The 21728-nt window shown below is 65.8% G+C and carries 19 protein-coding genes; 3 read left to right on the forward strand and 16 right to left on the reverse strand.

Annotated elements, in window-relative coordinates; translation table 11 throughout:
- Positions 1–50: 50 nt before the first annotated feature.
- From PALO_RS09365 to PALO_RS09405, 9 genes are all read right to left on the reverse strand, one after another.
- The gene (locus PALO_RS09365) at positions 51–1493 is read right to left on the reverse strand and encodes an alpha/beta hydrolase (RefSeq protein WP_177166395.1); all 1443 of its coding nucleotides are present in this window, start codon (positions 1491–1493) and stop codon (positions 51–53) included.
- Between the two features lie 251 nt (positions 1494–1744).
- A complete protein-coding gene (ricT, locus tag PALO_RS09370; RefSeq protein WP_036902203.1) occupies positions 1745–2437 on the reverse strand; it encodes a regulatory iron-sulfur-containing complex subunit RicT in 693 nt (230 codons plus the stop codon).
- Positions 2438–2511: 74 nt separating this feature from the next.
- Positions 2512–3318: a DoxX family protein gene (locus PALO_RS09375; RefSeq protein ID WP_015583343.1), complete on the reverse strand. Its 807-nt coding sequence runs from the start codon at positions 3316–3318 to the stop codon at positions 2512–2514.
- 104 nt (positions 3319–3422) lie between these two features.
- Positions 3423–4658, reverse strand: a complete 1236-nt coding sequence (locus PALO_RS09380; RefSeq protein ID WP_177166445.1) for a DNA polymerase III subunit delta' — start codon at positions 4656–4658, stop codon at positions 3423–3425.
- Between the two features lie 54 nt (positions 4659–4712).
- Positions 4713–5360: a dTMP kinase gene (gene tmk, locus PALO_RS09385; protein WP_015583345.1), complete on the reverse strand. Its 648-nt coding sequence runs from the start codon at positions 5358–5360 to the stop codon at positions 4713–4715.
- Positions 5353–6840 carry a hypothetical protein gene (locus PALO_RS09390; protein ID WP_015583346.1) on the reverse strand — a complete coding sequence of 496 codons (1488 nt, stop codon included), beginning with the start codon at positions 6838–6840 and terminating at the stop codon, positions 5353–5355. The genes tmk and PALO_RS09390 overlap by 8 nt, the downstream gene beginning before the upstream one ends.
- A 1-nt stretch (position 6841) precedes the next feature.
- Positions 6842–9628 carry a type I DNA topoisomerase gene (gene topA, locus PALO_RS09395; protein ID WP_015583347.1) on the reverse strand — a complete coding sequence of 929 codons (2787 nt, stop codon included), beginning with the start codon at positions 9626–9628 and terminating at the stop codon, positions 6842–6844.
- Positions 9629–9866: 238 nt separating this feature from the next.
- A complete protein-coding gene (locus PALO_RS09400) occupies positions 9867–10157 on the reverse strand; it encodes a DUF2249 domain-containing protein (RefSeq protein ID WP_015583348.1) in 291 nt (96 codons plus the stop codon).
- 100 nt (positions 10158–10257) lie between these two features.
- Positions 10258–11775, reverse strand: coding sequence for a methyltransferase (locus PALO_RS09405; protein WP_015583349.1), 1518 nt, complete (start codon positions 11773–11775; stop codon positions 10258–10260).
- Between PALO_RS09405 and PALO_RS09410 the strand changes: the two genes are divergently transcribed.
- Entirely contained in the window at positions 11763–14072 is a 2310-nt protein-coding gene (locus tag PALO_RS09410) for a DEAD/DEAH box helicase (RefSeq protein WP_244834293.1), read from the forward strand. The two genes, PALO_RS09405 and PALO_RS09410, sit on opposite strands and share 13 nt — an antisense overlap.
- A gap of 300 nt (positions 14073–14372) precedes the next feature.
- On the opposite strand, the gene PALO_RS09415 is transcribed toward PALO_RS09410, so the two are convergent.
- From PALO_RS09415 to ssd, 7 genes are all read right to left on the reverse strand, one after another.
- Positions 14373–14777 carry an Rv3654c family TadE-like protein gene (locus PALO_RS09415; RefSeq protein WP_041710134.1) on the reverse strand — a complete coding sequence of 135 codons (405 nt, stop codon included), beginning with the start codon at positions 14775–14777 and terminating at the stop codon, positions 14373–14375.
- Positions 14774–15091, reverse strand: a complete 318-nt coding sequence (locus tag PALO_RS09420; protein ID WP_021108247.1) for a TadE family type IV pilus minor pilin — start codon at positions 15089–15091, stop codon at positions 14774–14776. Before PALO_RS09420 ends, PALO_RS09415 begins: the two co-directional genes overlap by 4 nt.
- 89 nt (positions 15092–15180) lie before the next feature.
- Positions 15181–15468, reverse strand: coding sequence for a DUF4244 domain-containing protein (locus PALO_RS09425; RefSeq protein WP_004810383.1), 288 nt, complete (start codon positions 15466–15468; stop codon positions 15181–15183).
- Between the two features lie 197 nt (positions 15469–15665).
- Positions 15666–16415, reverse strand: a complete 750-nt coding sequence (locus PALO_RS13100) for a type II secretion system F family protein (RefSeq protein ID WP_015583353.1) — start codon at positions 16413–16415, stop codon at positions 15666–15668.
- A complete protein-coding gene (locus PALO_RS09435; protein WP_016666852.1) occupies positions 16412–17182 on the reverse strand; it encodes a type II secretion system F family protein in 771 nt (256 codons plus the stop codon). Before PALO_RS09435 ends, PALO_RS13100 begins: the two co-directional genes overlap by 4 nt.
- A complete protein-coding gene (locus tag PALO_RS09440) occupies positions 17179–18345 on the reverse strand; it encodes a TadA family conjugal transfer-associated ATPase (protein ID WP_015583355.1) in 1167 nt (388 codons plus the stop codon). Before PALO_RS09440 ends, PALO_RS09435 begins: the two co-directional genes overlap by 4 nt.
- Entirely contained in the window at positions 18342–19400 is a 1059-nt protein-coding gene (gene ssd / locus PALO_RS09445; protein ID WP_015583356.1) for a septum site-determining protein Ssd, read from the reverse strand. Before ssd ends, PALO_RS09440 begins: the two co-directional genes overlap by 4 nt.
- 271 nt (positions 19401–19671) lie before the next feature.
- Here ssd and PALO_RS09450 point away from each other — a divergent pair, with 271 nt between their 5' ends.
- Together PALO_RS09450 and nhaA are read left to right on the forward strand one after the other, a co-directional pair.
- Positions 19672–20286: a methyltransferase domain-containing protein gene (locus tag PALO_RS09450; RefSeq protein ID WP_231097143.1), complete on the forward strand. Its 615-nt coding sequence runs from the start codon at positions 19672–19674 to the stop codon at positions 20284–20286.
- A gap of 167 nt (positions 20287–20453) precedes the next feature.
- On the forward strand, positions 20454–21722 hold the full coding sequence (gene nhaA / locus PALO_RS09455) for a Na+/H+ antiporter NhaA (RefSeq protein WP_015583358.1): 1269 nt from the start codon (positions 20454–20456) through the stop codon (positions 21720–21722).
- The last annotated feature ends 6 nt before the right edge of the window (positions 21723–21728 follow it).

Below are 21728 nucleotides of genomic sequence, written 5' to 3' on the forward strand. Positions count from 1 at the left end.
CGGACAACGGGTACCGTCCCACCAGGACGGCTTGCCGCCACACTCCTACGTCAGCACACCGTTTTGTCCCTGGGGACCCTCGCGTCATTGACGTAACCCTCGACGGCCTTCTTGACGCATTGATTACCAAGCTCCCACGCCGAGTGCCCGGCACCCCGCCAGGTCAGCAACACACCGGACTTGAGCTGATCAGCCATCCACTCGGCCTGCTCGTAGGGGGTGGCGGGATCACCCGTGGCACCCAGAACCAAGATGGGTGCCGCCCCCTGAGCCGTCAGGTACAGCTGGTGAGCCGGGTGGGCCGTCCAGACCTCACAGGTCGGCGTCATCCCCAGAGCCTTGCCGAGGGTCGGCGCCTTGGCTGCCTCCTTGGGCCACTCCTTCCGGACGTGGTTCAGACCGAAGTCAGCCTGATCCAGGCAGGAGATCGCTGGGAAGGCAGAGACGATCGTCTCCCACTGACCATCCTTGCCACGCCCGTTCAAGAAATCGGAGGCTGTCAGCAGGTAGCTGCCGTTCCCGTCCTTCATGGCACCACGCAAGGAACCCGCCAGGTAGGGATATGCCTCCTTGCCCGAGTACAGGAACAAGGCGATGCCAGTCGCTGCCAGACTTTGCGTCAGGGTTCGGTTCTCGACCTTCAACGGGTGGGAGTCGAGATGGTTGAGGAAGTTCAGGGTGGTCTTGCGGACCTCGGCCTCGTTCTTCCCCAGCGTGCAGCGCTGCCCCTGTTTGGCGCACCACTTGGCGAAGTCGCCGAAGGCTCGGTCGAACCCGACGCTCTGGCTGACGGTGTCGTGGTTGGTGATGTTGACCGTAGAGTCCAGCACCATCTGCCCGACTCGCCCCGGGTACAGCTCGGCATAGGTCGCACCGAGGAAGGTACCGTACGAAATGCCGAGGTAATCGAGCTTCTTGTCGCCCACGAGATACCGCAGGTAGTCCAGGTCCCGAGCGGTGTCGATCGTCGAGACATGATCCAGCAGCTCGCCGGAGTGCGCCCTGCAACTACGTGCGAAATCCCTCGTGCCGCGGCCGAGCGCCTTCCACTCGGCCTCATCGTCGGGGGACGCGTCAAGGTTGAAGAAGGCGTCCATCGTCGTCGCCGGGCCGCAGTCAACGTGGGTGGACTGGCCGGTTCCGCGCGGATCCCACCCGATGACGTCGTGGTTCGGGAAGGCGGAGGACTTGAAGCTGTCCACCATCTCCTGGCCGGAACCGCCAGGGCCACCGGGATTGACGAAGAGGGTCGCCTTGGACGACGACTCCGCTGGCTTGCGCTTGAGGGCCAAGGTAATCGCCGGACCATTCGGATCATCCCAGTCCAACGGCACGAGGACCTTGGAACACTGGAAGTTCCCGCACGCATGCCACGAAATCTTGCGCGACAGGTATCGGTTCATCCCTCTACCGACTGGCGGCTTGCTGAACTGCTTGTCGTCCTGCGATGCCGGGTGCATGGTCTGGCGGTCCGGGCTCTCCGGACCCTCCATGTGGGCGTGGGCCTTGGGGTCGAACGAAGCGACCGGAGGGTTCGAGTCAGTTTTCCCCTGGGCCGGCTTGACTGACGCCGTCACGGACGGCGAGGGCATGGGTCTCGGGGTGGCGGACTGCTGGGTCGGCGAGGCGGGGTGAGTGGCCGTCGGCCCCGAGGTGGGCTCCTCAGCGGTACAGGCTGTCACCGAGAACAGGGAGCAGGCGACCAAGGCCGCGGCAATCGTGCGTCGTCGCGGATCGCGTCGAGTCATGGGGACCTCCTGGGTCTGGCATCCTTGCGCTCCTCTTGCAGCCGACGTCGTCCAGCTGTCGAGCAGGCCGACACCAGCGGACAACCCGGACCGTCCGGGCCGCTGGCTTCTCCCAGGGCAGCCTCGAAATCGGCGTAATAGGGAGACTCGTAGCGTAGGCAGCACATGAGTTTGCCGCATGCCCCGGCCACTGCCAAGGGGTTGGACGCCATCCCCTGCTCGGTGACGAGACGATTCGGCACCGACAACGGCTCGGGCAGGAAGGTCGCGCAACACAGCGGACGGCCACACACCCCTACCCCGCCGACGGCTCGTGCGGTGTCTCGGCCGCGCAGCTGACGCAGGTCTATGCGTGCGTGCAGCCGTCGCGCCAGTGGCCCGACGATGGTGGCGAACTCGACCCGGTGGGGAGCGCGGAAGTACACCGCGATGAGGCGATCATCCTCGGACTCCACCAGGTCGATCGCCAAGACCTCCATCTCGACGCCGAGGTCCTCGACGGTTCGGCGAGCGGTCTGCAATATCTCGTCCCGGTGGTGTCGGTCCTGGGCCGCCGCGGCGACGGCCTCGTCATCGGCGACACCTGCGCAGACCGGCAGGGCCCCATCAGGAACAACCTCTTCCGGCCCCCACACACACCGACACACCAGCGGGCCGTCAGGGGTGGGGTAGAGCAGCCATGAACCCACCTCGACGTCGAGAGTCCCGACGTCGAGGTGAAAAAGTTGTCCGTATTCGCGGAAGGCGACCGCCACGACTCGGCTCAGTAGCCGGCCTCCTCAGCCTTCGCAGCGGCACGGCTGCGCCGGTAGGCGGCGTCAATCGACCAACCACCGGCGCCCAGGAAGAGCAGCAGAACACCGCATCCGGCCAGCAGGAGCTCCAGTTCTCCCTTGAAGCCCATGGTCTTGAAGATGGCGAAACTGCCCCAGAAGATGAAGGTCAACGCCAACAGCATGATGATGATGACACCGACTCCGGCGATGCGGGTGAACAGGCCGAGGATGATGCACACGGCAGCAATGCACTCGCAGATGCCGAGCACCCATACGCCGGTCTGGGCGTATCCGCTGGGCAACGGGAGGGTCTGCACGGCGCGCAGGGTCAGATCACGCTGGGTGAGGTGCTGGAACCCGTGGATGCCCAGGATACCGCCGACGACGATGCGGAACAGGAACATGCCCAGGGAGGCCATAGCCTTGTCGGTGGTGCGTTTGGGGGTCGGCTCAGCCACTGGCTCCGGCTCGGGCTCGGCATGGGCGGCACGACGCTGACGCTCAGCCTCGATCGCCTGACGGTCAGCACGCTCACGGGCACGCTGATCAGCCAGCTCACGGCGGCGACGCTCCTCCTCGAACTCACGATCATCAACGACGCGGGTCTTCTCGGTGTCGGGACGGAAGACGTCGTCGTCGATGACGCTGGTGCGCTCCGAGTCCGCCGAATCGCTGGGCTTGATGACCTCAGTACGGTTGGCATCGGCATCCACGCGGGAGGCCCCCGTCTGGATGACCCGGGTGGTCTCGGCGTCGGTGGAGTCCGCTGCAGTCCTCTTGATCGCCTTGCTCACGCTCAATCCTCACGACTTGGGGACCGCACCGAGGATACGGCACGGCACAATTCACACTGTGCCACGAAAATGGCTTCGAAAGCGGTGCAACACACTGTTGTCATTCACTTCGTCAGGCCTTGACAGGCGGGATTCGCCAGGGAGCGGGCTGCTCCCGTCATGGTGATGAGGAGAGTTTCCATCACGAGCAACGGGGTGACGCCGTGCTCGAGGGAGTTCCTCGCATCCAGGATGGCGTCGATGGTGGCGACGGTGTGTTCGGGACTCTGGGAATGCGCCACCCGGTGCAGGGAGGCTGACCAGCCGGCATTGACCAGCCGAGCCCCTCGCAGGGCGTTCTCCTCCTCCGGACGCACTGCCCCGGTCTGTATGGCCAGCACATCGCGGTGATAGGCGGTCAGCTCCGTCAGGACGCGATCCAAGGCGTCCCGCTGAAGTCGCTTCGACCGCGCGGCCTGCTGCTTCTCCAGATCCCGGATGGCAGCCTGCGCATTGCGCGGACGAGCCCCCGAGGAACCAAATCCCAGGGCCTTCTCCAGCTCGGCGCGCTCGGCGGCATCGGATTCAGCGGTGGCAGCGGCGGCCTCCTCGCTGGCCTGGTTGACGAGGTCCTCGGCTGCTTGCAGGCAATCCCCCAGGCTCCGCAGCCGGGTAGGGAGCTCACCGATGGCGTTGCGGCGCGCTCGAGCCTCCTCATCGCGAGCAAGGCGGCGTGCCCGGCCGATGTGGCCCTGGCCAGCTCGAGCAGCCTCGGCGGCCATCTCAGGGGGGATCCCGTCACGTCGAGTCAGCAGATCTGCCACGGCTTCGTCGCGCGGGGTGGCCAGATGGAGACGTCGACACCGAGACCTGATCGTCACGATGACGTCCTCGGGAGTGGGAGCGCACAGCAGCCAGACGGTCTTCGGCGCCGGCTCCTCGATGGCCTTGAGCAAGGCGTCCGCGCCTCTTTCGGTAATGCGATCCGCGTCCTCGACGACGACCACCTGATGACGACCGTGCGCCGGGTTCATCGCCGCTCGTCGCACCAGTTCACGCACTTCGTCGACACCGATGGACAGCGCCTCGGTGCGGACCAGGGTGACGTCCGGATGAGCGCCTGACAAGGTGGTTCGGCAGGCATTGCATTGTCCGCAGCCGTGCTCGGCGCACTGCAGTGCAGCCGCGAAGGCCTTCGCCGCGTTGGACCGGCCCGATCCTGGCGGTCCGGTGATGAGCCAGGCATGGCTCATGGCGTGGGAGGAGCAACCCGGTTGCGACTCCGCCGCACGGCGCAGCACCTCGACGGCCTTCTCCTGACCCACGAGATCGGCCCACACACCGGTCAACACATCGCTCACGGGATCATCGTTGCAGATCATGCCGACACCTTCGTGGTGACGGCGTTCGATTGCTCACCGGCCGAGGAGTTCGCTCACCTGCTTGCTGATGGCATCGCGGATCTCTTCACGACGCTTCCGAGCGTTGAGGACGAGATAGCGCTCCGGGTGAGTGTCGGCAAGGTCGAGGAAGTGTTGACGAACCCGCCGGTGGAACTCCTCACCGGCCGCCTCCATACGATCCTTGGCGGCAATCTTCCCGGCCCCCTCGGAGGGATCGACGTCGAGCAGCACCGTCAGATCGGGGACGAGGCCGGCCGTCGCCCAACTCGCGAGCTGGGCCACCTCCTCAGGATCGAGGACTCGCCCGGCCCCCTGATAGGCGATCGTCGAGTCGATGTAGCGATCACAGACGACGACCTTGGCCTCACGCAGAGCCGGTATGACCACCTGCTCGACGTGTTGCGCCTTGTCAGCGTTGTAGAGCAGGGCCTCCGCACGCGGGCAGATCTCCGCCGAGTCGGGGAACAGCACCAGTTCCCGAATCCTCTGCCCGAGGCCGGAACCACCAGGCTCACGGGTCATGAGGTGCGAAATGCGCTGACTCGTCAGCCACTGGTCGAGTAACCGGGACTGAGTCGTCTTGCCGGCACCGTCCCCACCCTCGAGGACGATGAAGAGGCCGCCCAGATCGCGTCCGGTACGAGTGTGCTGATCAGTCATGGAGGGCCTTCAGGATCTTGCGACGATACTGTGGCCAGTCGTCCCGGAACGATTGCCGGGCTGCGGACATGGCCGCCCGAGTTCGCTCCACCTGACGTCCAGCCTCGAAGGCCTGCTCGGGAGACATCCCGGAGACGTCGACGTCCTCGGTCACGTTGTTCTTGGTCCGGGCAAGTTCCTTGACGACCGGCCGCAGTCGCTTGGCTACCTTCTCGGCTCGACCGGTGTCAAGGATGCCGGCGACTGCGACAGCATGACGGGCAGACGTCTCGGCCGCCGCCCATCCCTGGGAGCCCTCGACGTCATCGCAGGCCGCCACCGCCTGAGCGACCGACTCCTTGAGCATGCGCTTCATCGTCGAACGGGCGGGAAGGTCGGGATCAACAGTCACACGCGGAGACCGCGCCGCCGCCGTCATCTCCTCGAGCAACTGGTAGTACTCGCGGGGCAGGCTGTGGATGCTGATGTGGCTGGGGTCCAGCTCCATCATCCGCAGACACAGATCCCGGGCACGATCGACCCATGGCGGATCGAGCAGGCCCGACATCGCGTCAAGGGCCTCCGACAGCGCATGAATCTCCTTCTGGAGAGGCCGAATGGACCCGTGAGTGCCGTCGTGGATGCTGGGAGCCGAGGCCGTCACCGGGTCGTACCCCATGCCAACCAGGTCAGTGCGGTCCGGGGACTCGGGAAGGACGCGCGGCTCGGTACGTTTCGTCTCAGTCGACCCGAGGTCCATTCCCTGGCACCGCGCGGCCAGGTCCGCCTCGACGACGTCGCGCAGTCGCCCGGCCAGCTGGGCTGACACCCACGCCTGTGTACCGGCGCCGTCATGCAGATGAGGACGTGGGTAATCGGTCAGGGCTCCGGCACCCGGGCCCAGGCGGCGCAGCACCGAGGGATGACGGGTGACGGGCACCCCGCCCAGAGCGAAGATGCGGTTGGTAAGCCATTCCCGCTGACCCTCTGTGAGCCCCCGACGCGGGTTAATGGTCAGCTCGCGAACCCTCGACGTCGTCACCCCGGACTGGACGACGGCAATCCGGTCGTCGCGGATGAGGGCCAACTTGGTGGAGTCAGGGGCCTCCAGCATGGTCTCGTTGCGCTCCCAGGACAGGGCCGCCACCGGACACAGGGTCGCCCCGCGCAGGAACGGACGAGCCAGGCAGGCGAAGTCCCGGGGCAGCTCACCGGCCGCGTCGAGGGCCACCGACCGAGCAACCGGAAGCCATGACGACCATTCCGGAGCGTCCATGTACCACTCCCCCAGCCCGTCGACGACGCGGTGAGCAATGACGATTCCCGATCTCAGCAGTCGGTGGTCCGGGGAATCGAGCAGGGTGACCTCGCACTCAATGGTGCGACGCGCCCCGACAGCGGCGACGGTGGTGTGCAGGTCGGCCGGAACCGGTCGAGCAGCCGTCCACGCCAACTCGAAGTACAACGGTTCGGTGCTTCCCGAATGCCACGCCGTGGTCATCTCAGCTTCCTGACGACGACTTCGCAGCTGCCTTCTTCGTCGTGGTCGACTTGGAAGACGTGGACCTCGAGGTGGACTTGGTCGTCGACTTCCTCGCAGTGGTCTTACGGGTGGTCGTCTTCCGCGTCGTCCTCTTCCTGGCCGGGCCCTTGGCCCTCTTCTCGGCCAGCAACTCCTGTGCGCGCTCGGGAGTGATGGCCTCGACCGAGTCGTCCTTGCGCAGGGTCGCGTTGGTCTCGCCGTCGGTGACGTAAGGGCCGAAACGGCCGTCCTTGACGACGATCGGACGCCCGGAGGTCGGGTCCTCGCCGAGCTCACGCAGCGGCGGCTTTGCGGCCGCGCGACCGCGTTGTTTGGGCTGGGCGTAGATGGCCTCGGCCTGCTCCGGGGTGATGGAGAAGATCTCCTCCTCGCTGCCCAGGGAGCGCGAGTCGGTGCCCTTCTTGAGGTACGGGCCGTAGCGTCCGTTCTGGGCGGTGATCTCGGTGCCGTCGGCGGCCGTGCCCACCACGCGTGGCAGGGAGAGCAGCTTGAGAGCCTCGTCGAGGGTGACGGTCTCGAGATTCATCGACTTGAACAGGCTGGCGGTGCGCGGCTTCACCTTGCGCTTGGTGCGACGCTTCTTGCCGTCCTTGGTGGTCGTCTCGACGACCTCGGTGGCCTCGCCGTCGAGCACTTCGGTGACGTAGGGACCGAAACGGCCGTTGCGGGCCACGATCGGACGGTGGCTGTGCGGGTCCAGCCCGAGCTCGCGATCCTGACCGTTCGGGCTTGCCAGCAGCTCCTTGGCAGCCTTGATGGTGAGTTCGTCGGGGGGAAGGGTGTCGTCGACGTTGGCCCGGTTGCCCTCGGAGTCCTCGACGTAGGTGCCATAGCGACCCACCCGGACGACGACGGAGTCTCCGATCGGGAAGGTGCAGATGGACCGGGCGTCGATGTCCCCGAGCTCGGTGACGAGCTGGTGCAGTCCCTCGTGGCCCTCGGTGGGCGTCGGGACGTCACCGTCGTCGGACTTGGTCTGGCCGAAGTAGAAGGCCGAGAGCACCGCGACGCGGTCAGCGTTGCCGCGCGCAATCTGGTCGAGGGTCTCCTCCATGTCGGCGGTGAACTGGTAGTCGACGAGGTTGGAGAAGTGTTCCTCGAGCAGCCTGGTGACGGCGAAGGCCAGCCAGGTCGGGACGAGGGCCGATCCCTTCTTGAAGACGTAGTCACGGCTGGTAATGGTGCGGATGATCGAGGCGTAGGTCGACGGACGGCCGATCTCCAGCTCCTCGAGTTTCGCCACCAGACTGGGCTCGGTGTAGCGGGCCGGCGGACGTGTGTCGTGACCGTTGGCCGTCACCTCGCGCGGATCCAGGTCCTGGCCCTGCGAGAGCTGGGGCAGGCGCTTCTGGGCGTCGTCGGAGGCTCCCTCGTCGACCGACTCGACGTAGGCGCGCAGGAAGCCGTGGAAGGTGATGGTGCGACCGGATGCCGTGAAGGTGGCAGTCCTGACGTGACCGTCGGCAACGCTGATCGGGGAGGACGGGGTGGCGCCGATCGTCACCGAGAGAGTCTCGCCCTTGGCGTCAGCCATCTGGGAGGCCAGGGTACGCATCCAGACGAGCTCGTAGAGCTTGAACCTGTCGCCGGTCAGGCCGGTCTCGGCCGGGGTGCGGAAGTGCTCGCCGGCGGGACGGATGGCCTCGTGGGCCTCCTGGGCGTTCTTGACCTTGGAGGCGTAGATGCGCGGCTTGTCCGGGACGTGGTCGGGACCGTAGAGCTCAGCGGCCTGGCTGCGGGCCGCACGGATGGCCTCCTGGGACAGGGCCACCGAGTCGGTACGCATGTAGGTGATGTAGCCGCCCTCGTAGAGCTCCTGGGCCACTGACATGGTGCGCTGGGAGGTGAAGCCGAGTTTGCGGCCGGCCTCCTGTTGCAGGGTCGTGGTGCGGAAAGGAGCGTACGGACGACGGGTGTACGGCTTGGACTCGACCTTGGTGACGGAGAACGAGGCCTTCTCCAGGGCCTTCGCGATGGTGGTCGCGGTGGCCTCGTCGAGGCGGCGCACCTTGGAGGTGAGGTCGCCGTGGGAGTCGAAGTCGCGTCCGGCAGCGATCTTGGTGTCGTCCAGGGCGACGAGACGAGCGTTGAACTCATCGGACTTGGCGGCCAGAACGGCCTCCATGTCCCAGTAATTGGCGCTGGTGAAGGCCATCCGTTCACGCTCACGGTCGACGACCAGACGGGTCGCCACCGACTGCACACGACCGGCGGACAGCCGCGGAAGCACTTTCTTCCACAGCACTGGGGAGACCTCGTAGCCATAGAGACGGTCAAGGATGCGTCGGGTCTCCTGAGCGTCGACGAGGTCGGTGTCAAGTTCACGGGTGTTGGCGACGGCCTCGTTGATGGCCTTCTCGGTGATCTCGTTGAAGACCATCCGGCGCACCGGAACCTTGGGCTTGAGTTCGTCGAGCAGATGCCAGGCAATGGCCTCCCCCTCGCGGTCACCATCGGTGGCGAGCAGAAGTTCGTCGGACTCCTTGAGCAGGCCCTTGAGCTCACGGATCGTCGACCGCTTCTCCGGGGAGACGACGTAGATGGGAGTGAACTCGTCGTCAACATTGACGCCGGTGCGCGCCCAGGACTGACCCTTGTACTTGGCGGGCACCTCGGAGGCGCTGGTAGGCAGATCTCGCACGTGACCCTGGCTGGCTCGCACGGTGTACTTGGGCCCCAGGTACCCGGCAATCATCGTGGCCTTGTGGGGTGACTCGACGATGACGAGGCTCTTGGTCGGTGACATTCCTGCCTTCTCCGTTGACGTGATGTGGGCTGCCCCGAGGAGGACGGTCCGCGGCCCAATGTAGCGGCACCGTCGCCGGTGGTCGCGCGTCAACCGTAACAACAGCCGTCGCATCGAGCACCTCGAGTTCGCTCGCAACGAGAACACCCTGCCCCCGACGAGCCTGTTCGGCCAGCCTGTTTCGGGCTGGACGGCAGGAGGTCGGAGGCAGGGCGCGTTCACATCCTGCGAGAAGGTCTCAGGCCTGCTTGGTGAGCTTGATGTGCCACTCCTCCGGGCCCTCGGCGAGGTACTCGATGCCGAGGGATCCATTGATCTGCTCGAGCTGGCTCAGCAGGGGCAGCGGATTGTGTGGGGCGATGAGGACCATCGAGGCGCCCGGCTGCAGTTGGGCGAAGGCACCGATGACGGCACCGTGGCGGATGGCGTGCGGAATGGTGCGCACGTCGAGCTCGGGCAGTCCGGCATTGCTTTCACCACAGCTGCAGTGATGGGTCTCGGTGAGGGGGATCTCCTGGTGATCGGTCATCAGTTCTCCTTTTTGATGATTTACTCACCAAAAATAGCGCACCGAGGAACACCCCTGCCACCGGGGCTAGAGTGGTCATCGTCCACCGGTTCTGAAGGACTCAGGCAGCCTCGAGGATGCCGTGACGCAGGCACTCGCGGACCAGCGGGAGCACCTCGGCGAGGACGTCCTCATGGTCGACCTCGAGGATCACCGAGACGGCGCCGGTGATCTGTCCCAGGGTGAGTTCCCCGTCGCAGGCTCCCAGCACCCCACCGGAGGCCGTCGTCATCTCCACGGCACGGCACAACCCTCGACGCTGACGCAGCACGATGTGCTCCGGATCGGTGGCCCCGGGGCGTCCGGTGGTCTCGTTGTCGACGTCAGAGGCAATACGCCAGCGCCGGGCCACCAGGTCCTCGTCACTCAGACGAGCCCAGGTGACGGCCTGGGCTCGCTGGGCCATCGTCCCTCCGATGGGTTGTGCGACCTGCCAGGGCCATTCCTCGAAGGACAGATCCGGCTCGTCGCGACCAGCCTTCGTCAGCGTGATCCAACCCAGGGAGACACCGGTGACGTCGAGGGTGTCGAAGTAAGACAGCCACTCGTCGTAGCGAGGACGCCATTGAGGGGATCCGTCGAGGCCGGCGTCAGTGAGCCACGTCTCGATGTATTCGCAGACGTCGAGGTGTTCCCGCTCGACAGCCCACAGGTCACAGCCAGTCCCCTCGACCCAGGTGGCCAGTCGCTCGGACCACGGCTGATCTCCGATGTGGGCCCAGTTGGCGAGAACCTGAAGCATGCCGCCGTCGTTGAGGCGTGCAGGGGCGCCACGGACGACGGCTTCCACCAGGCCGTCGCCGGAGAATCCGCCTTCTCGGTAGACCAGACGCTGACCTTCCGGGCTGGGAGGGGCCATGACGTATGGCGGATTGGTGACGATGAGGTCGAAAGTGTCATCTCCAGCAGGGTCGTAGAGGGACCCTTCCCGAATGTCCACGTCCGCATGGGAGAGACGGCACGTGAGTTCGGCCATCTGAAGGGCTCGTGGATTGATGTCAGTGGCAACGACATGGTCAGCGTGGCGAGACAGGTGCAGGGATTGCACGCCACATCCACAACCCATGTCCAGGGCGCTCCCGACATGGGTGGGAACGGCCATCTGGGTCAGGGACACCGATGCCGGCGAGACGCCCAACACGTAGTCGGAGCGGGTTTTGGTGATGACCCTGTCCAATCCCGGGGTGAGGTCGGAGACAGTCCAGCCGGAGGCGCCGTCGTCGGGAGAACCGTAGGGACGCAGGTCGACCAGGGCACGGACCGTCGGCCCGTCGACGCTCACGATTCCTGCCTCGGCAAGGGTCTCCAGTGGCAGTGGCGAGAGCTGCTCGGCGGGGACCTGCTGCTGAAGCAGCCAGAGCCGGATGGCCCCAGCCAGCGGATCGGTGCGACCCACGAGGGCCCGGGCGGCCGGGGTGGTGCTGTTTCTCGTCAGTCCGCGCTGCCCGGGGTCCCCGATGGCGGCCATAACGGGGTCCGTGAGGAAGCCGATGTCAATGAAGGTGTTCCGCAACTGTTCGATCTCGTCAGCGGTGAGGTGTCTGCCCACGGTGGCAATCTTGGCGCGTGGTCGTTCCATCTGTCCCGTCGATACCCGACGGCAGGGCTGTGTCACGACTGCTGGCCAGCCCCCAAGTGGTGCACGTCGATCATCGTGACGCTGCGTCTGGGCGCACCTGTGAGTGGCCGTCATGGCTGCCCGAGGATTGTCGCAAAGCCGTGGAGAAGGCCGGCATCTCACACCCGTGGGAGCATCAAGCGCTGCTCGCAGAGTTGGCGAAAGCCGGACACCACACCGCCATCTGCACCGCAACGGCATCTGGCAAGACCTTGGCCTACCTGTTGCCCATCATGGCGGCGACGGCGTCGACGACTCCGGTGCTGCCTGACCCGCCCACCCCGAATCTGTCGGCCTCCCTGCGCGATTCCCTGAAACGCAACAGCGCCTTGTATCTGGCCCCGACGAAGGCCCTGGCCCACGACCAGGACCGGGTCTGTCGCGAGATCGGGCCGCGCAACTGGTTGGTTTCCACCCTCGACGGTGACTCCGACGACGCCGAGCGTCGATTCGCCCGGGAACAGGCCCGGTACGTCCTCACCAATCCAGACATGCTGCACCACACAGTGTTGCCCTCCCACTCTCGGTGGGCCTCCCTACTGGGAAGTCTGAGGTATGTCGTCATCGACGAGGCGCATCGGTACCGCGGGGTCTTCGGGGCCCACGTGGCCCAGGTCATCCGTCGGCTTCGCAGGCTCTGCCGGATGCACGGGGCTGATCCGGTCTTCCTGCTGTCGAGTGCGACGTCGACGAATGCGGCTGAGGCCGGGGCGCGTCTGCTCGGGGTGGAGAAGGTCGATGTCGTCGACGAGGACTGCTCTCCTCATCCGGGACGCGACGTCGTGCTGTGGCAGCCGGCCAAGTCGGTGTCCAGTGACGCCACCGGATTGGTGGCGGACCTTGCCGACGCGGGGATGCAGACGATCTGTTTCGTCGCCTCGCGGTCGCTGGCAGAGGTCATCTCTGCCCACGCCCAGGACCGGGTGACCGGTGGGGCGCGGATCGCGTCCTATCGCGCCGGATACCTGCCCGAGGATCGTCGAGCCATCGAAGCCGGGTTGCAGAACGGATCCGTGCGAGCCGTGGTGGCGACGAACGCCCTGGAGCTGGGGGTGGACGTCTCGGGGATGGACGCCGTCGTCATCGCCGGATATCCCGGACGACTGTCGTCCCTGTGGCAGCAGGCCGGTCGCGCCGGCCGGTCCGGACGTGACGCCCTCGTCGTCCTCATGGCCCGAGAGAATCCGCTGGATCAGTACCTCTTCAACCACCCAGAACTGTTGTTCTCCTCGTCGGTGGAGTCGACGGTCCTGCATCCAGACAACCCTTATGTCCTCGGTCCGCATCTGGCTGCGGCCGCCCAGGAGGCCTACCTCTCCCCTGCCGACGAGGAGTTCTACGGGTCAGCCTTCGCCGGAATGTGCGAGATGTTGGCAGCCCAGAAGGTGCTGCGACGACGTGGGAATCGGCTGTTCTGGACCCGCCCGGGGCGAGCTGTCGACGCCATCGACCTGAGATCGGCAGCTGGCAAGGGGATTGACATCATCGATCGGTCCACCGGTCGAGTCATCGGGGTGGTCGACGAGGCCGCCGGGGATCGAACGGTTCATCCGGGAGCGGTGTACCTGCACCAGGGCGACCAGTGGTTGGTCGACGAGTATGACCCCGCCGAGCACCACGCCCTGGTGCACCAGGGTCTGCCGGGCTACTGGACCCAGCCACAATCGGCGTCAACGGTACGCATCATCCAGGAGGAGAAGCGCCGAGATTTTGGGCCGGGCTATGTGGCATGCGGGCAGGTGGAACTGACCGAACAGGTCGTCGGATATCTGCGTCGCGACGAGATCACCAATGACGTCTGGGACTCCACAGCCCTGGACATGCCCACCCACACCATGATCACCCAGGCGTGCTGGTGGGTCATCCCTGACGAGGTCGTCGACAAGCTGGGACTGGATGCGGTTCATCTGGCGGGGGCGGCTCATGGTTGCGAGCACACCGCGATCGGGCTGTTGCCGATGTTCTCGCCGTGCGATCGGTGGGATGTCGGCGGGGTGTCGACGGTCATGCTGCCCGATACCGGGGCGTGCACCATCGTCATCCACGATGGCCAGGCCGGTGGGGCTGGTTTCGCGCAGGCCGGTTTCGACAAGGCCGAGGAATGGTGGCATGCGACCGCTCTGCGGCTGGCCCAGTGTGAGTGCGAGTCGGGGTGTCCTGCCTGCGTCGTCTCGCCCAAGTGCGGTAACGCCAATCAGATGCTCGACAAGGCATCGGCGGCCGCGTTGACAGCGGAGATGGATCCGCTGGGAACCTGATCCCAGTTCAGACGTCGCTTGCCACCCCGGCAATACCTGTCGGATCGCTGGACGATGACCGCCGGTGCGGCGATGGAGTAATCCCCCCAGGGTCTTCGACCCTTCCTTCGCATGAGCGAATTACCTACTGAGAATGGCACCCAGTGACGACGGTGATCCGCCCCAGCTCCATGACGAGGTCACGAATTACTGCGGTATCCGTGCACGATCACCTGGCTGATCATGACCCCGACGCTGGAGCGGATCACTGACGATCTCGACGTCACACGTGTTCTTCCTTGCCAACCTCCTGTTTCCGGCTCACTCGACCGGGCCGGCTCGAGAGGTTTTCACCACCGTCGTGGGCATGCCAGGCAACTCCCATCCGCGGTGGGGTCTCACCCCCACATCGACGGTGACGGTGAACCCCGTCGGTCCACCACGCACCTCACAAGCCATCAGCTGAGCTCCGTTGGCTCGCACCGTCTGATGCGCGACCGGACATCCCGACTCGCCGAGGGCTTCAGCTCGTCCGGCCGCCAAGGAAGCCATGTCGGCCACCTCCTCAGCACGATGACCGGCCGACCACCATCCCGTCACCAGGATGGACAGCCAGACCGCCGCGATGAATCCCACCCCGACAGCCGCCAGTATCACGGTTCCCGAGCCTCGTTCCCGGCGCGCGTCGCGGCCACCGGACGAGCAGCGATGACACCACATCCTCATGACTCCCCCGGTTCCATCGGCGAGCGCGCCTGACCGCGCAGATGAACCGGTCCGAGCCGTCCCAGGGACCGATCAACCTGGACCGTCACCTCAACCCAGCCACCCGAGGACCTGGTTGACACCTGCGCCCCAGTCGGGGCGTGTCTCTCAGCCTGACGGGCCGAGGCCGTGTCGCCACGAGCCACCTGGCGGGCCACCTGGGCGGCCGTCGTGCGACAGGCATCCTCGACGACCACCAGCCCCACCACCCAGCAACTGGCCACCACGACCAGGGCTGCCGTGATGAGACTGACGGCCATCTCGACCGTCACCATCCCCCGCGACGCGCGCCGCCCGGATCGCCGCGAGGAGCGACCCGGCGTGGCGGACGCCCATTGACGCCCACCACGACGAGTCAGCCTGATCACGGCAGCATGCCTCCGGCCTTGCCGATGATGCCGACGACCAGCTTGAGCAACTTAGTGAAGACCTCCTGATGAGTGACGATCTTCAACATCACCAGGGCGAGGGCGACCGCAGCAAGAATGCCGACGGCGTACTCTGCGGTGGCCATGCCGCGATCGATGAGTTTGTTGCGGGCTGCTCGGTATCGTCCCCGAGCTGATGGTTCCACCGCAGCTTCGGTTGAACCAACCAGGTCGAGGGACCTTGCAGAGATGACGGGTTCAGTCGTTGGGTTCTTCTCAGACACTGTCGTCTCCTGTCTGTTCTTGCGGCCGGACCACTCCCGACCGAGGTGAGGCCCACGCCTCACACCTTCAGTTGTCGTCTGAACCCTCGAGATCCGTCACCTTTTTCATTTCTGTGGACAACCCCCCGCACGACCGTCTCAACCCCTTGTGGATAACCACTTTTGCCATGGACATGACGATGCCGGCCGCACCCTCGTCACACCACCCCGAGCACCATCCCGGCGATGATCGGCACCACCCCAACCAGCAGGAAGGCTGGGAGGTGACAGCAGACCAGCGGGCCGATGGCGTCGACGCCGGCCTTGCGTGCCTTCTTCCCCGCCTGCTCGGCAGCAGCGATCTGCAATTGCGCGGCGTGGGCCGACAACAGCTCACTGACACCCTCGCCCGAATCAACGGCTCGTGAGACGTCCTGAGCCGGATCTCTCCACACCGGCGCCGACGCGAGGACGCTCCAGGCCTTGGAATCCGGAACCCCAGCAGCCAGGGATGACGCCAACCGGCGCAAGTCCTCAGCACAGGGCCCGTCCAAGGATTCCGCCACCGTCGTCACCGCCGATCGCAAGGGCAGGCCGGCCTCCATCGCGCTGGAGAGCATCATGAGGGTTTCTGGCAGTTGGGCCGCCCTCCGCTGCTCCTCCCGCCGATGCGCAGAAGACTCCAGCCGCCCAGATCCCCACCACACCACGGCTCCGGCAGCCCCGGAGACCACTACTGCCACCGGGAAGGGCCAGGAAACTGCGGCCATGACCCCGCACCCGGCCGCCAGGCCCGCCACGACCCGAACCTCGGGAGCGGGGGCCCCGCTGCGAGGGGCAAGCCAGGCCGGAGAACGTTTGCGAGATTTCGTTCGAGATTCCCCCGCTGGTAGGACGATCAGCCAGGCCGCTACTGCAGCCATCACCATCGCTGGAATCAGCGTTCTGTCCACATCGATGTCCGTCATGGCAGGGCCTCCCTCGCCACACGATCCGCCAGGGACTCGCTCCACAGCACCCCGACACAGGCCAGCAGGGTCGCACCCACCAGGCAGGCCCTCCCCAACCAGGTGGTCGTCAGGAAGACCGTCGGGCGCGCCCCGACGAGATGTCCCATGAGCAACCCGACGAAGGGCAGCAGGCCCATGATCCGTCCAGACGCCCTGGCCGCGGCGAGTTCGGAGTCCAAGGTGGCTTCCAGGCGAGCCCGCCGAGCGGTTCCTTCCGCCACTGACTTGGCAGCTGGGGCGAGTGGAGCACCCGTCGTCGCGGCCAACTGCCAGGCATGGGCCAGGGGCACCAAACCCGCCATTCCCGGTTGACGGGCGGTCGCGATGAGGGCGTCGGGAACACTTCCTCCCACCGCTTGGGCCCTCTTGGCCCGGGCCAGCACCTCGACATCGTCAGCAACGTGGTCCAAGGCCATGGCCGGGATCTCCCCGACCGACACTCGGCCTGCCAGGGCTCTCGTCGCCCGGGCCACTTCCTGTCCGCCTCTGAGAGTCTGGGTTCGTCGTCGTTGTCTCCGCACGACGATGAACACCGTCCCTCCCACTGCAGTGGCCATGACGGCCCACACCACACCGCTGATGCCACACACCAACCCGACGGCCACAATCCCGGCCGGCACCACTGACCAGGCTGGCGGGCGTCGTCCCTCTTGTCGTCTCATGGGAGGCGGGACCACCATCCACACCGCCACACCCATGAGGGCCGCGGCCGCCACGATCATCATGGGGCCACCTCCGTCCCCAGCAGCTCGGACAATCTCCCGGCACCCGCACCGAGGCTCGTTGCACCATCCGCGTCCCATCGCACGGCTGGCAGCACAACTGCTCGACCGTCGACGTCAGTGAAGACGCCGATCTCGGCCACCCGTCGACCTGACGATCCCCGTTCCAGGTGGATGACGGTATGCAGGGCTGCGGTGATCTGGGCCGAAGCCGCGTCTCGCGACAGGCCGCCCAGGGCGGCAAGGGCCTCCAGACGAGCTGGCACCTCGGCCACACCGTTGGCGTGCACCGTCCCGCATCCGCCCTCATGACCCGTGTTGAGAGCCATGAGGAGGTCCCGCAGTTCGGCACCTCGCACCTCTCCCAGGACGATCCGATCGGGCCTCATGCGCAGGCACTGCCGCACCAGGTCCGTGAGGGTGACGGAACCTCTGCCCTCGGAATTGGCGGCCCGAGCCTCCATCGACACCCAGTGCGGATGGTCTATCCAGATCTCCCGGGAATCTTCGACGATGATCAGCCGCTGATCCGCTGGCAGACTCGTCAGCATTGCCGACAGCAGGGTCGTCTTGCCGGTTCCGGTGCCTCCAGTCACCAGGAAGGCCAGCTTGCGGATGAGGATCTCGTCGATGATCTGTCGGCACCCCGGGGTCATCGATCCCCAGGCCACCCAGTCGTCGAGGGACAGGTTACGTCGCGATGGCACGCGCAGGCTGAGACAGGTTCCCGGTCGGGCCAGGACGTCGAGGACGGCATGAACTCGGGTGCCGTCGGGCAACCGGGCATCCACCCACGGGTTGCCGTCATCAAGACGACGTCCCACCGCAGCTGCCAGGCGCACCGCCAACGCCCGCACTTCCTCTGGTCCACTGAAGGTGACGTCGGTCAGTTCCAGCCCCTTGCCGCGGTCGATAAACACTTGGTCCGGGCCGTTGACCAGGACATCCGTGACCCCATCGGTCACCAGGAGAGGCTCCAGACGGCCCGCCCCGGTACTGGTCCGACGCAGCTCCTCGACGACTGCCAATACCGTCTTGTCAGAGGCCACCTGCCCGCAGTCGAGGATGGCGTGGGCGACGTCCATCGGCGTCCAGTCACGGCCAAGACCTGCCAGCCGACGACGCACCTGCTCGACCAGCTGACGGTCTGGCTCGTCGCCGCTCATGCGCACATCACCACCTCAGCCAGCTCCTGGCACCGGCGACGCCATCGTCGAGATGCCACCACCCACGGTGCCTCGGCGTCGCCCTGCCCACGAACCAGACGGCGGTCATCCCTCACCACGACGTCCGGTCGGACTCCCAGTACCGACTCGATGTCCTCGTCACACATCGATCGCCCAGGGCCACGCCTGACCACCAGCAGGTTGGGCAGGTCCTGGCCTCGCGCGGTCATGACAGACCTGAGATCGACGGCAACCACACCGACCCTGACGTCAACCGACACCTCCGGGGCCGACACGTGTCCTGGATCCACCACGACGAGATCGTGATCCCCCGCCAGGGAATCCACCACGGCCCGGCGCGCCGCTGGAGGCACCTGGGCGCCCACCCTTCCCGCGCTGACCACCTCGACGCCGTCAATCGATGGCAGGTGGGACCCCAGATCGGTGGTCACTCCACGCGCCGAGGCCAACTCAGGCCACCGCCACCCGTCCGTCCTCTCGATACCCAACAACAGATCGATCCCGCCGGCGTGAGGATCGAGCTCGACCAGCCCGACCTTCATCCCTGATCTCGCGGCAGCCCATGCCAGTCCGACCGCCAGGGTGCTCACCCCGGTGCCGCCACCACTCGAGTCCACCTGCACCACCGTGGCCTTCGCGGTCGCGGCCATTTCGTCATGGAGGATCTCGGTGAGCACCTGGTTGGCCCGCGGCACGACGATGACGCTGGCCGACAGTCCTGCCGACCACCGTGCAGCCTCCTCGGCGTCGAAACCGACGACATGGGTTCCCGGCCGAGCCGACAGGCCCCAGGCCATCACTGTCCCGGCCATGTCGGCACCCACGAGCAGGGGGCCGTGACGCGACCATGCCCGCGCCACGGCGTCCCGATCTGCCACGACCTCGACGACAACCCCGCCACTGGCCGCCACCGACCCGACGACTTCGGACAACCGGCTGTCTCGACTCACCAAGGCCACGGAGTTGGCGTCCGGGGCAGCGTCCTCGGCGGGCTGGCGCAGCGCCAGGTCCCGTCTTTCTCCAAGAATCCTCATACCTTCAGTTGTCGTCACAGGACGCGAAATCTGTCACCGAATCCTGGTTCTGTGGAAAACCGTGGCGAACCGCCGAGGAACCCCTGTGGACAACCCGGCCTCAGCAGTTCCCCCTACAATCGGGCCCATGGCAGTCACCTCCACCCCGCGTTTCCCCAGCGGCACGCTCGAATGGCTGACTGCTGGGCGCCTGGAGCCGGGTAGTCGGGTCATCGTGCTGTGCCCGACTGTCACCTATTGCCGGGCCGTGGCCTCTCACGGGGTCGACGTGCTGGCCGTCCATCGCGACCCTGAGACGGCAGCAAAGCTCAACCGGACTCCCGGCGTCATGGCTGTCTGCGGATCGCCCGAGTCCTTACCCCTCAACCCCTGTAGCTTCGACGCCGTCCTGGTACATCAGCGATTCCACGAGCTCGCTCCCGGACTCGTGCTGCCCGAGGTCGCCCGCGTCCTGCGACCCAGTAGCGTCCTCGGTGTCTCCTGGCTGGTGCGTGACGACACCGTCCCGTGGGTCAAGAGGCTGGCAGCCCTGTTGCGCACTGTTGACGAAAGCGCCATGAGTGGCGATTACGGCACTGAGTCGGTGCAGGAACTCGTCTCCAGCAAGTACTTCCCCGACGATGAGCACACCACGAAGCGCCTCTGGGTTCCGGTCGATCGGGATTCCCTCATCGCCATGGCGGCCAATCTTCCTGCTGTCCAGGACCTCGACACCGACTCTCGCTCCGAGCTGCTGACCAAGGTCGCTGCTCTTGCTGACGATTCCGCCGGCATGAGTGGTCTGAGACTGCCCTACCAGCTGGAATGCTGGCGGGCTTGGGTCGATCACGACGAACTCACCACCCCCATCCGTCCTGACGACAACGGGCTCACCATCACTCTCTGACGCCCACTCATGGCGTAACGACACCGTCAGTCCACGAAATGAACATCGATGGGTGACGTCACACCCACTTGGTACCATTTTCAACGAGGTGTGCCGGGAAGTCTGGTCGGCGTGACCCTGTCCCCTATCCCCGCTGAGCCTGTGGCGCGGGTACGCGAAAGGCATTTATGACAGATTCCCACAAGAACAAGCGACCTCACATGAGCATCCTGCGGCCAGTGACGGGCCCCAACGCCCTTCACCTGTCCGACATCTTCCGAAACGAGACCACCGGCGGCATGCTCATGCTGGCAGCCACGGTCGCAGCCCTCTTGTGGGCCAATTTCGGTCAGCATTCGTACCACTTCTTCCGCGAGTTGACCGTTGGTCCTCTCACGATCGAGGGGTGGGCAGCTGACGGTCTGCTGACGATCTTTTTCTTCATCGCAGGCCTCGAACTCAAACGAGAGTTCGTCGAGGGTTCACTGTCACGACCCGCCGACGCCCTGGTTCCCATCGTCGCCGCCGTCTGCGGAATGGTGTTCCCGGCCGGCATCTACACGTTGTTCAACCTACTGTCCGCCGACGGACATCCAGCAGGTTGGGCCATCCCGATGGCCACTGACATCGCCTTCGCCCTGGCAGTACTGGCCATCGTGGGATCTGGACTGCCACAGGCCGTGCGAGCATTCCTACTCACACTGGCCATCGCCGACGACCTCGGTTCCATCATCGTCATCGCGGTCTTCTTCTCCAACGGAATCGACATCTGGTGGCTCCTGGGCGCGATCGTCTGTATCTCCCTGTGGGGAGTCATGCAGCACTTCCACGTCGACAACGGCTGGTGGTACGTCCCGATCTTCATCGTCGGGTGGTGGTGCATGCTGCACTCCGGTGTCCACGCCACCATCGCCGGTGTCGCTTTCGGTCTGCTCACCCGCACCGAGGAGGACGTCCTCGACGACCCCGTCGACCGTTGGCAGCACAAGGTTGAACCGTGGTCCGCTGGTGCCGTCGTCCCCTTCTTCGCCCTCATGAGCGCCGGAGTGCAGGTCAGCAAGGAGACCTTCCTCGGTCTGTGGACCCACCCCATCTCCCTGGGCATCATCTGCGGCCTCATCGGCGGCAAGGTCATCGGCATCACGTTAGGCTCCTGGCTGACTGCCCGGTTCACCTCTGCCGAGCTGGGGCGAGGCGTCGTGTGGCGCGACATCATCGCGGTCGCCATGCTGGCCGGCATCGGATTCACCGTCTCGATGCTCATGACCGACCTGTCCTTCCCGAAGAACCACGACTTCGCCGACGAAGCCAAGGCCTCCGTGCTCGTGGCCTCCTTCCTGGCAGCCATCCTCGGAGGTGCCCTGCTCCATCATCGCGGCAAGAGGCACAGCTTGTGGGAGGAGAAGCATCCTCACGAGGTTCCGGTGGCTGCCGGTACCTCGAACAACACCGACTGACCCTGT

Source organism: Cutibacterium avidum 44067 (assembly GCF_000367205.1).
Lineage (GTDB): Bacteria > Actinomycetota > Actinomycetes > Propionibacteriales > Propionibacteriaceae > Cutibacterium > Cutibacterium avidum.

Bases quoted from the DNA above. Each gene is read 5' to 3' on its own strand.
- PALO_RS09365 (WP_177166395.1), bottom strand. From the start codon at position 1,493: ATGGAGGGTCCGGAGAGCCCGGACCGCCAGACCATGCACCCGGCATCG.
- tmk (WP_015583345.1), bottom strand. From the start codon at position 5,360: ATGACTGATCAGCACACTCGTACCGGACGCGATCTGGGCGGCCTCTTC.
- PALO_RS09390 (WP_015583346.1), bottom strand. From the start codon at position 6,840: ATGACCACGGCGTGGCATTCGGGAAGCACCGAACCGTTGTACTTCGAG.
- topA (WP_015583347.1), bottom strand. From the start codon at position 9,628: ATGTCACCGACCAAGAGCCTCGTCATCGTCGAGTCACCCCACAAGGCC.
- PALO_RS09400 (WP_015583348.1), bottom strand. From the start codon at position 10,157: ATGACCGATCACCAGGAGATCCCCCTCACCGAGACCCATCACTGCAGC.
- PALO_RS09405 (WP_015583349.1), bottom strand. From the start codon at position 11,775: ATGGAACGACCACGCGCCAAGATTGCCACCGTGGGCAGACACCTCACC.
- PALO_RS09415 (WP_041710134.1), bottom strand. From the start codon at position 14,777: ATGAGGATGTGGTGTCATCGCTGCTCGTCCGGTGGCCGCGACGCGCGC.
- PALO_RS09420 (WP_021108247.1), bottom strand. From the start codon at position 15,091: ATGGTGACGGTCGAGATGGCCGTCAGTCTCATCACGGCAGCCCTGGTC.
- PALO_RS13100 (WP_015583353.1), bottom strand. From the start codon at position 16,415: ATGACGGACATCGATGTGGACAGAACGCTGATTCCAGCGATGGTGATG.
- PALO_RS09435 (WP_016666852.1), bottom strand. From the start codon at position 17,182: ATGATGATCGTGGCGGCCGCGGCCCTCATGGGTGTGGCGGTGTGGATG.
- PALO_RS09440 (WP_015583355.1), bottom strand. From the start codon at position 18,345: ATGAGCGGCGACGAGCCAGACCGTCAGCTGGTCGAGCAGGTGCGTCGT.
- ssd (WP_015583356.1), bottom strand. From the start codon at position 19,400: ATGAGGATTCTTGGAGAAAGACGGGACCTGGCGCTGCGCCAGCCCGCC.
- nhaA (WP_015583358.1), top strand. From the start codon at position 20,454: ATGACAGATTCCCACAAGAACAAGCGACCTCACATGAGCATCCTGCGG.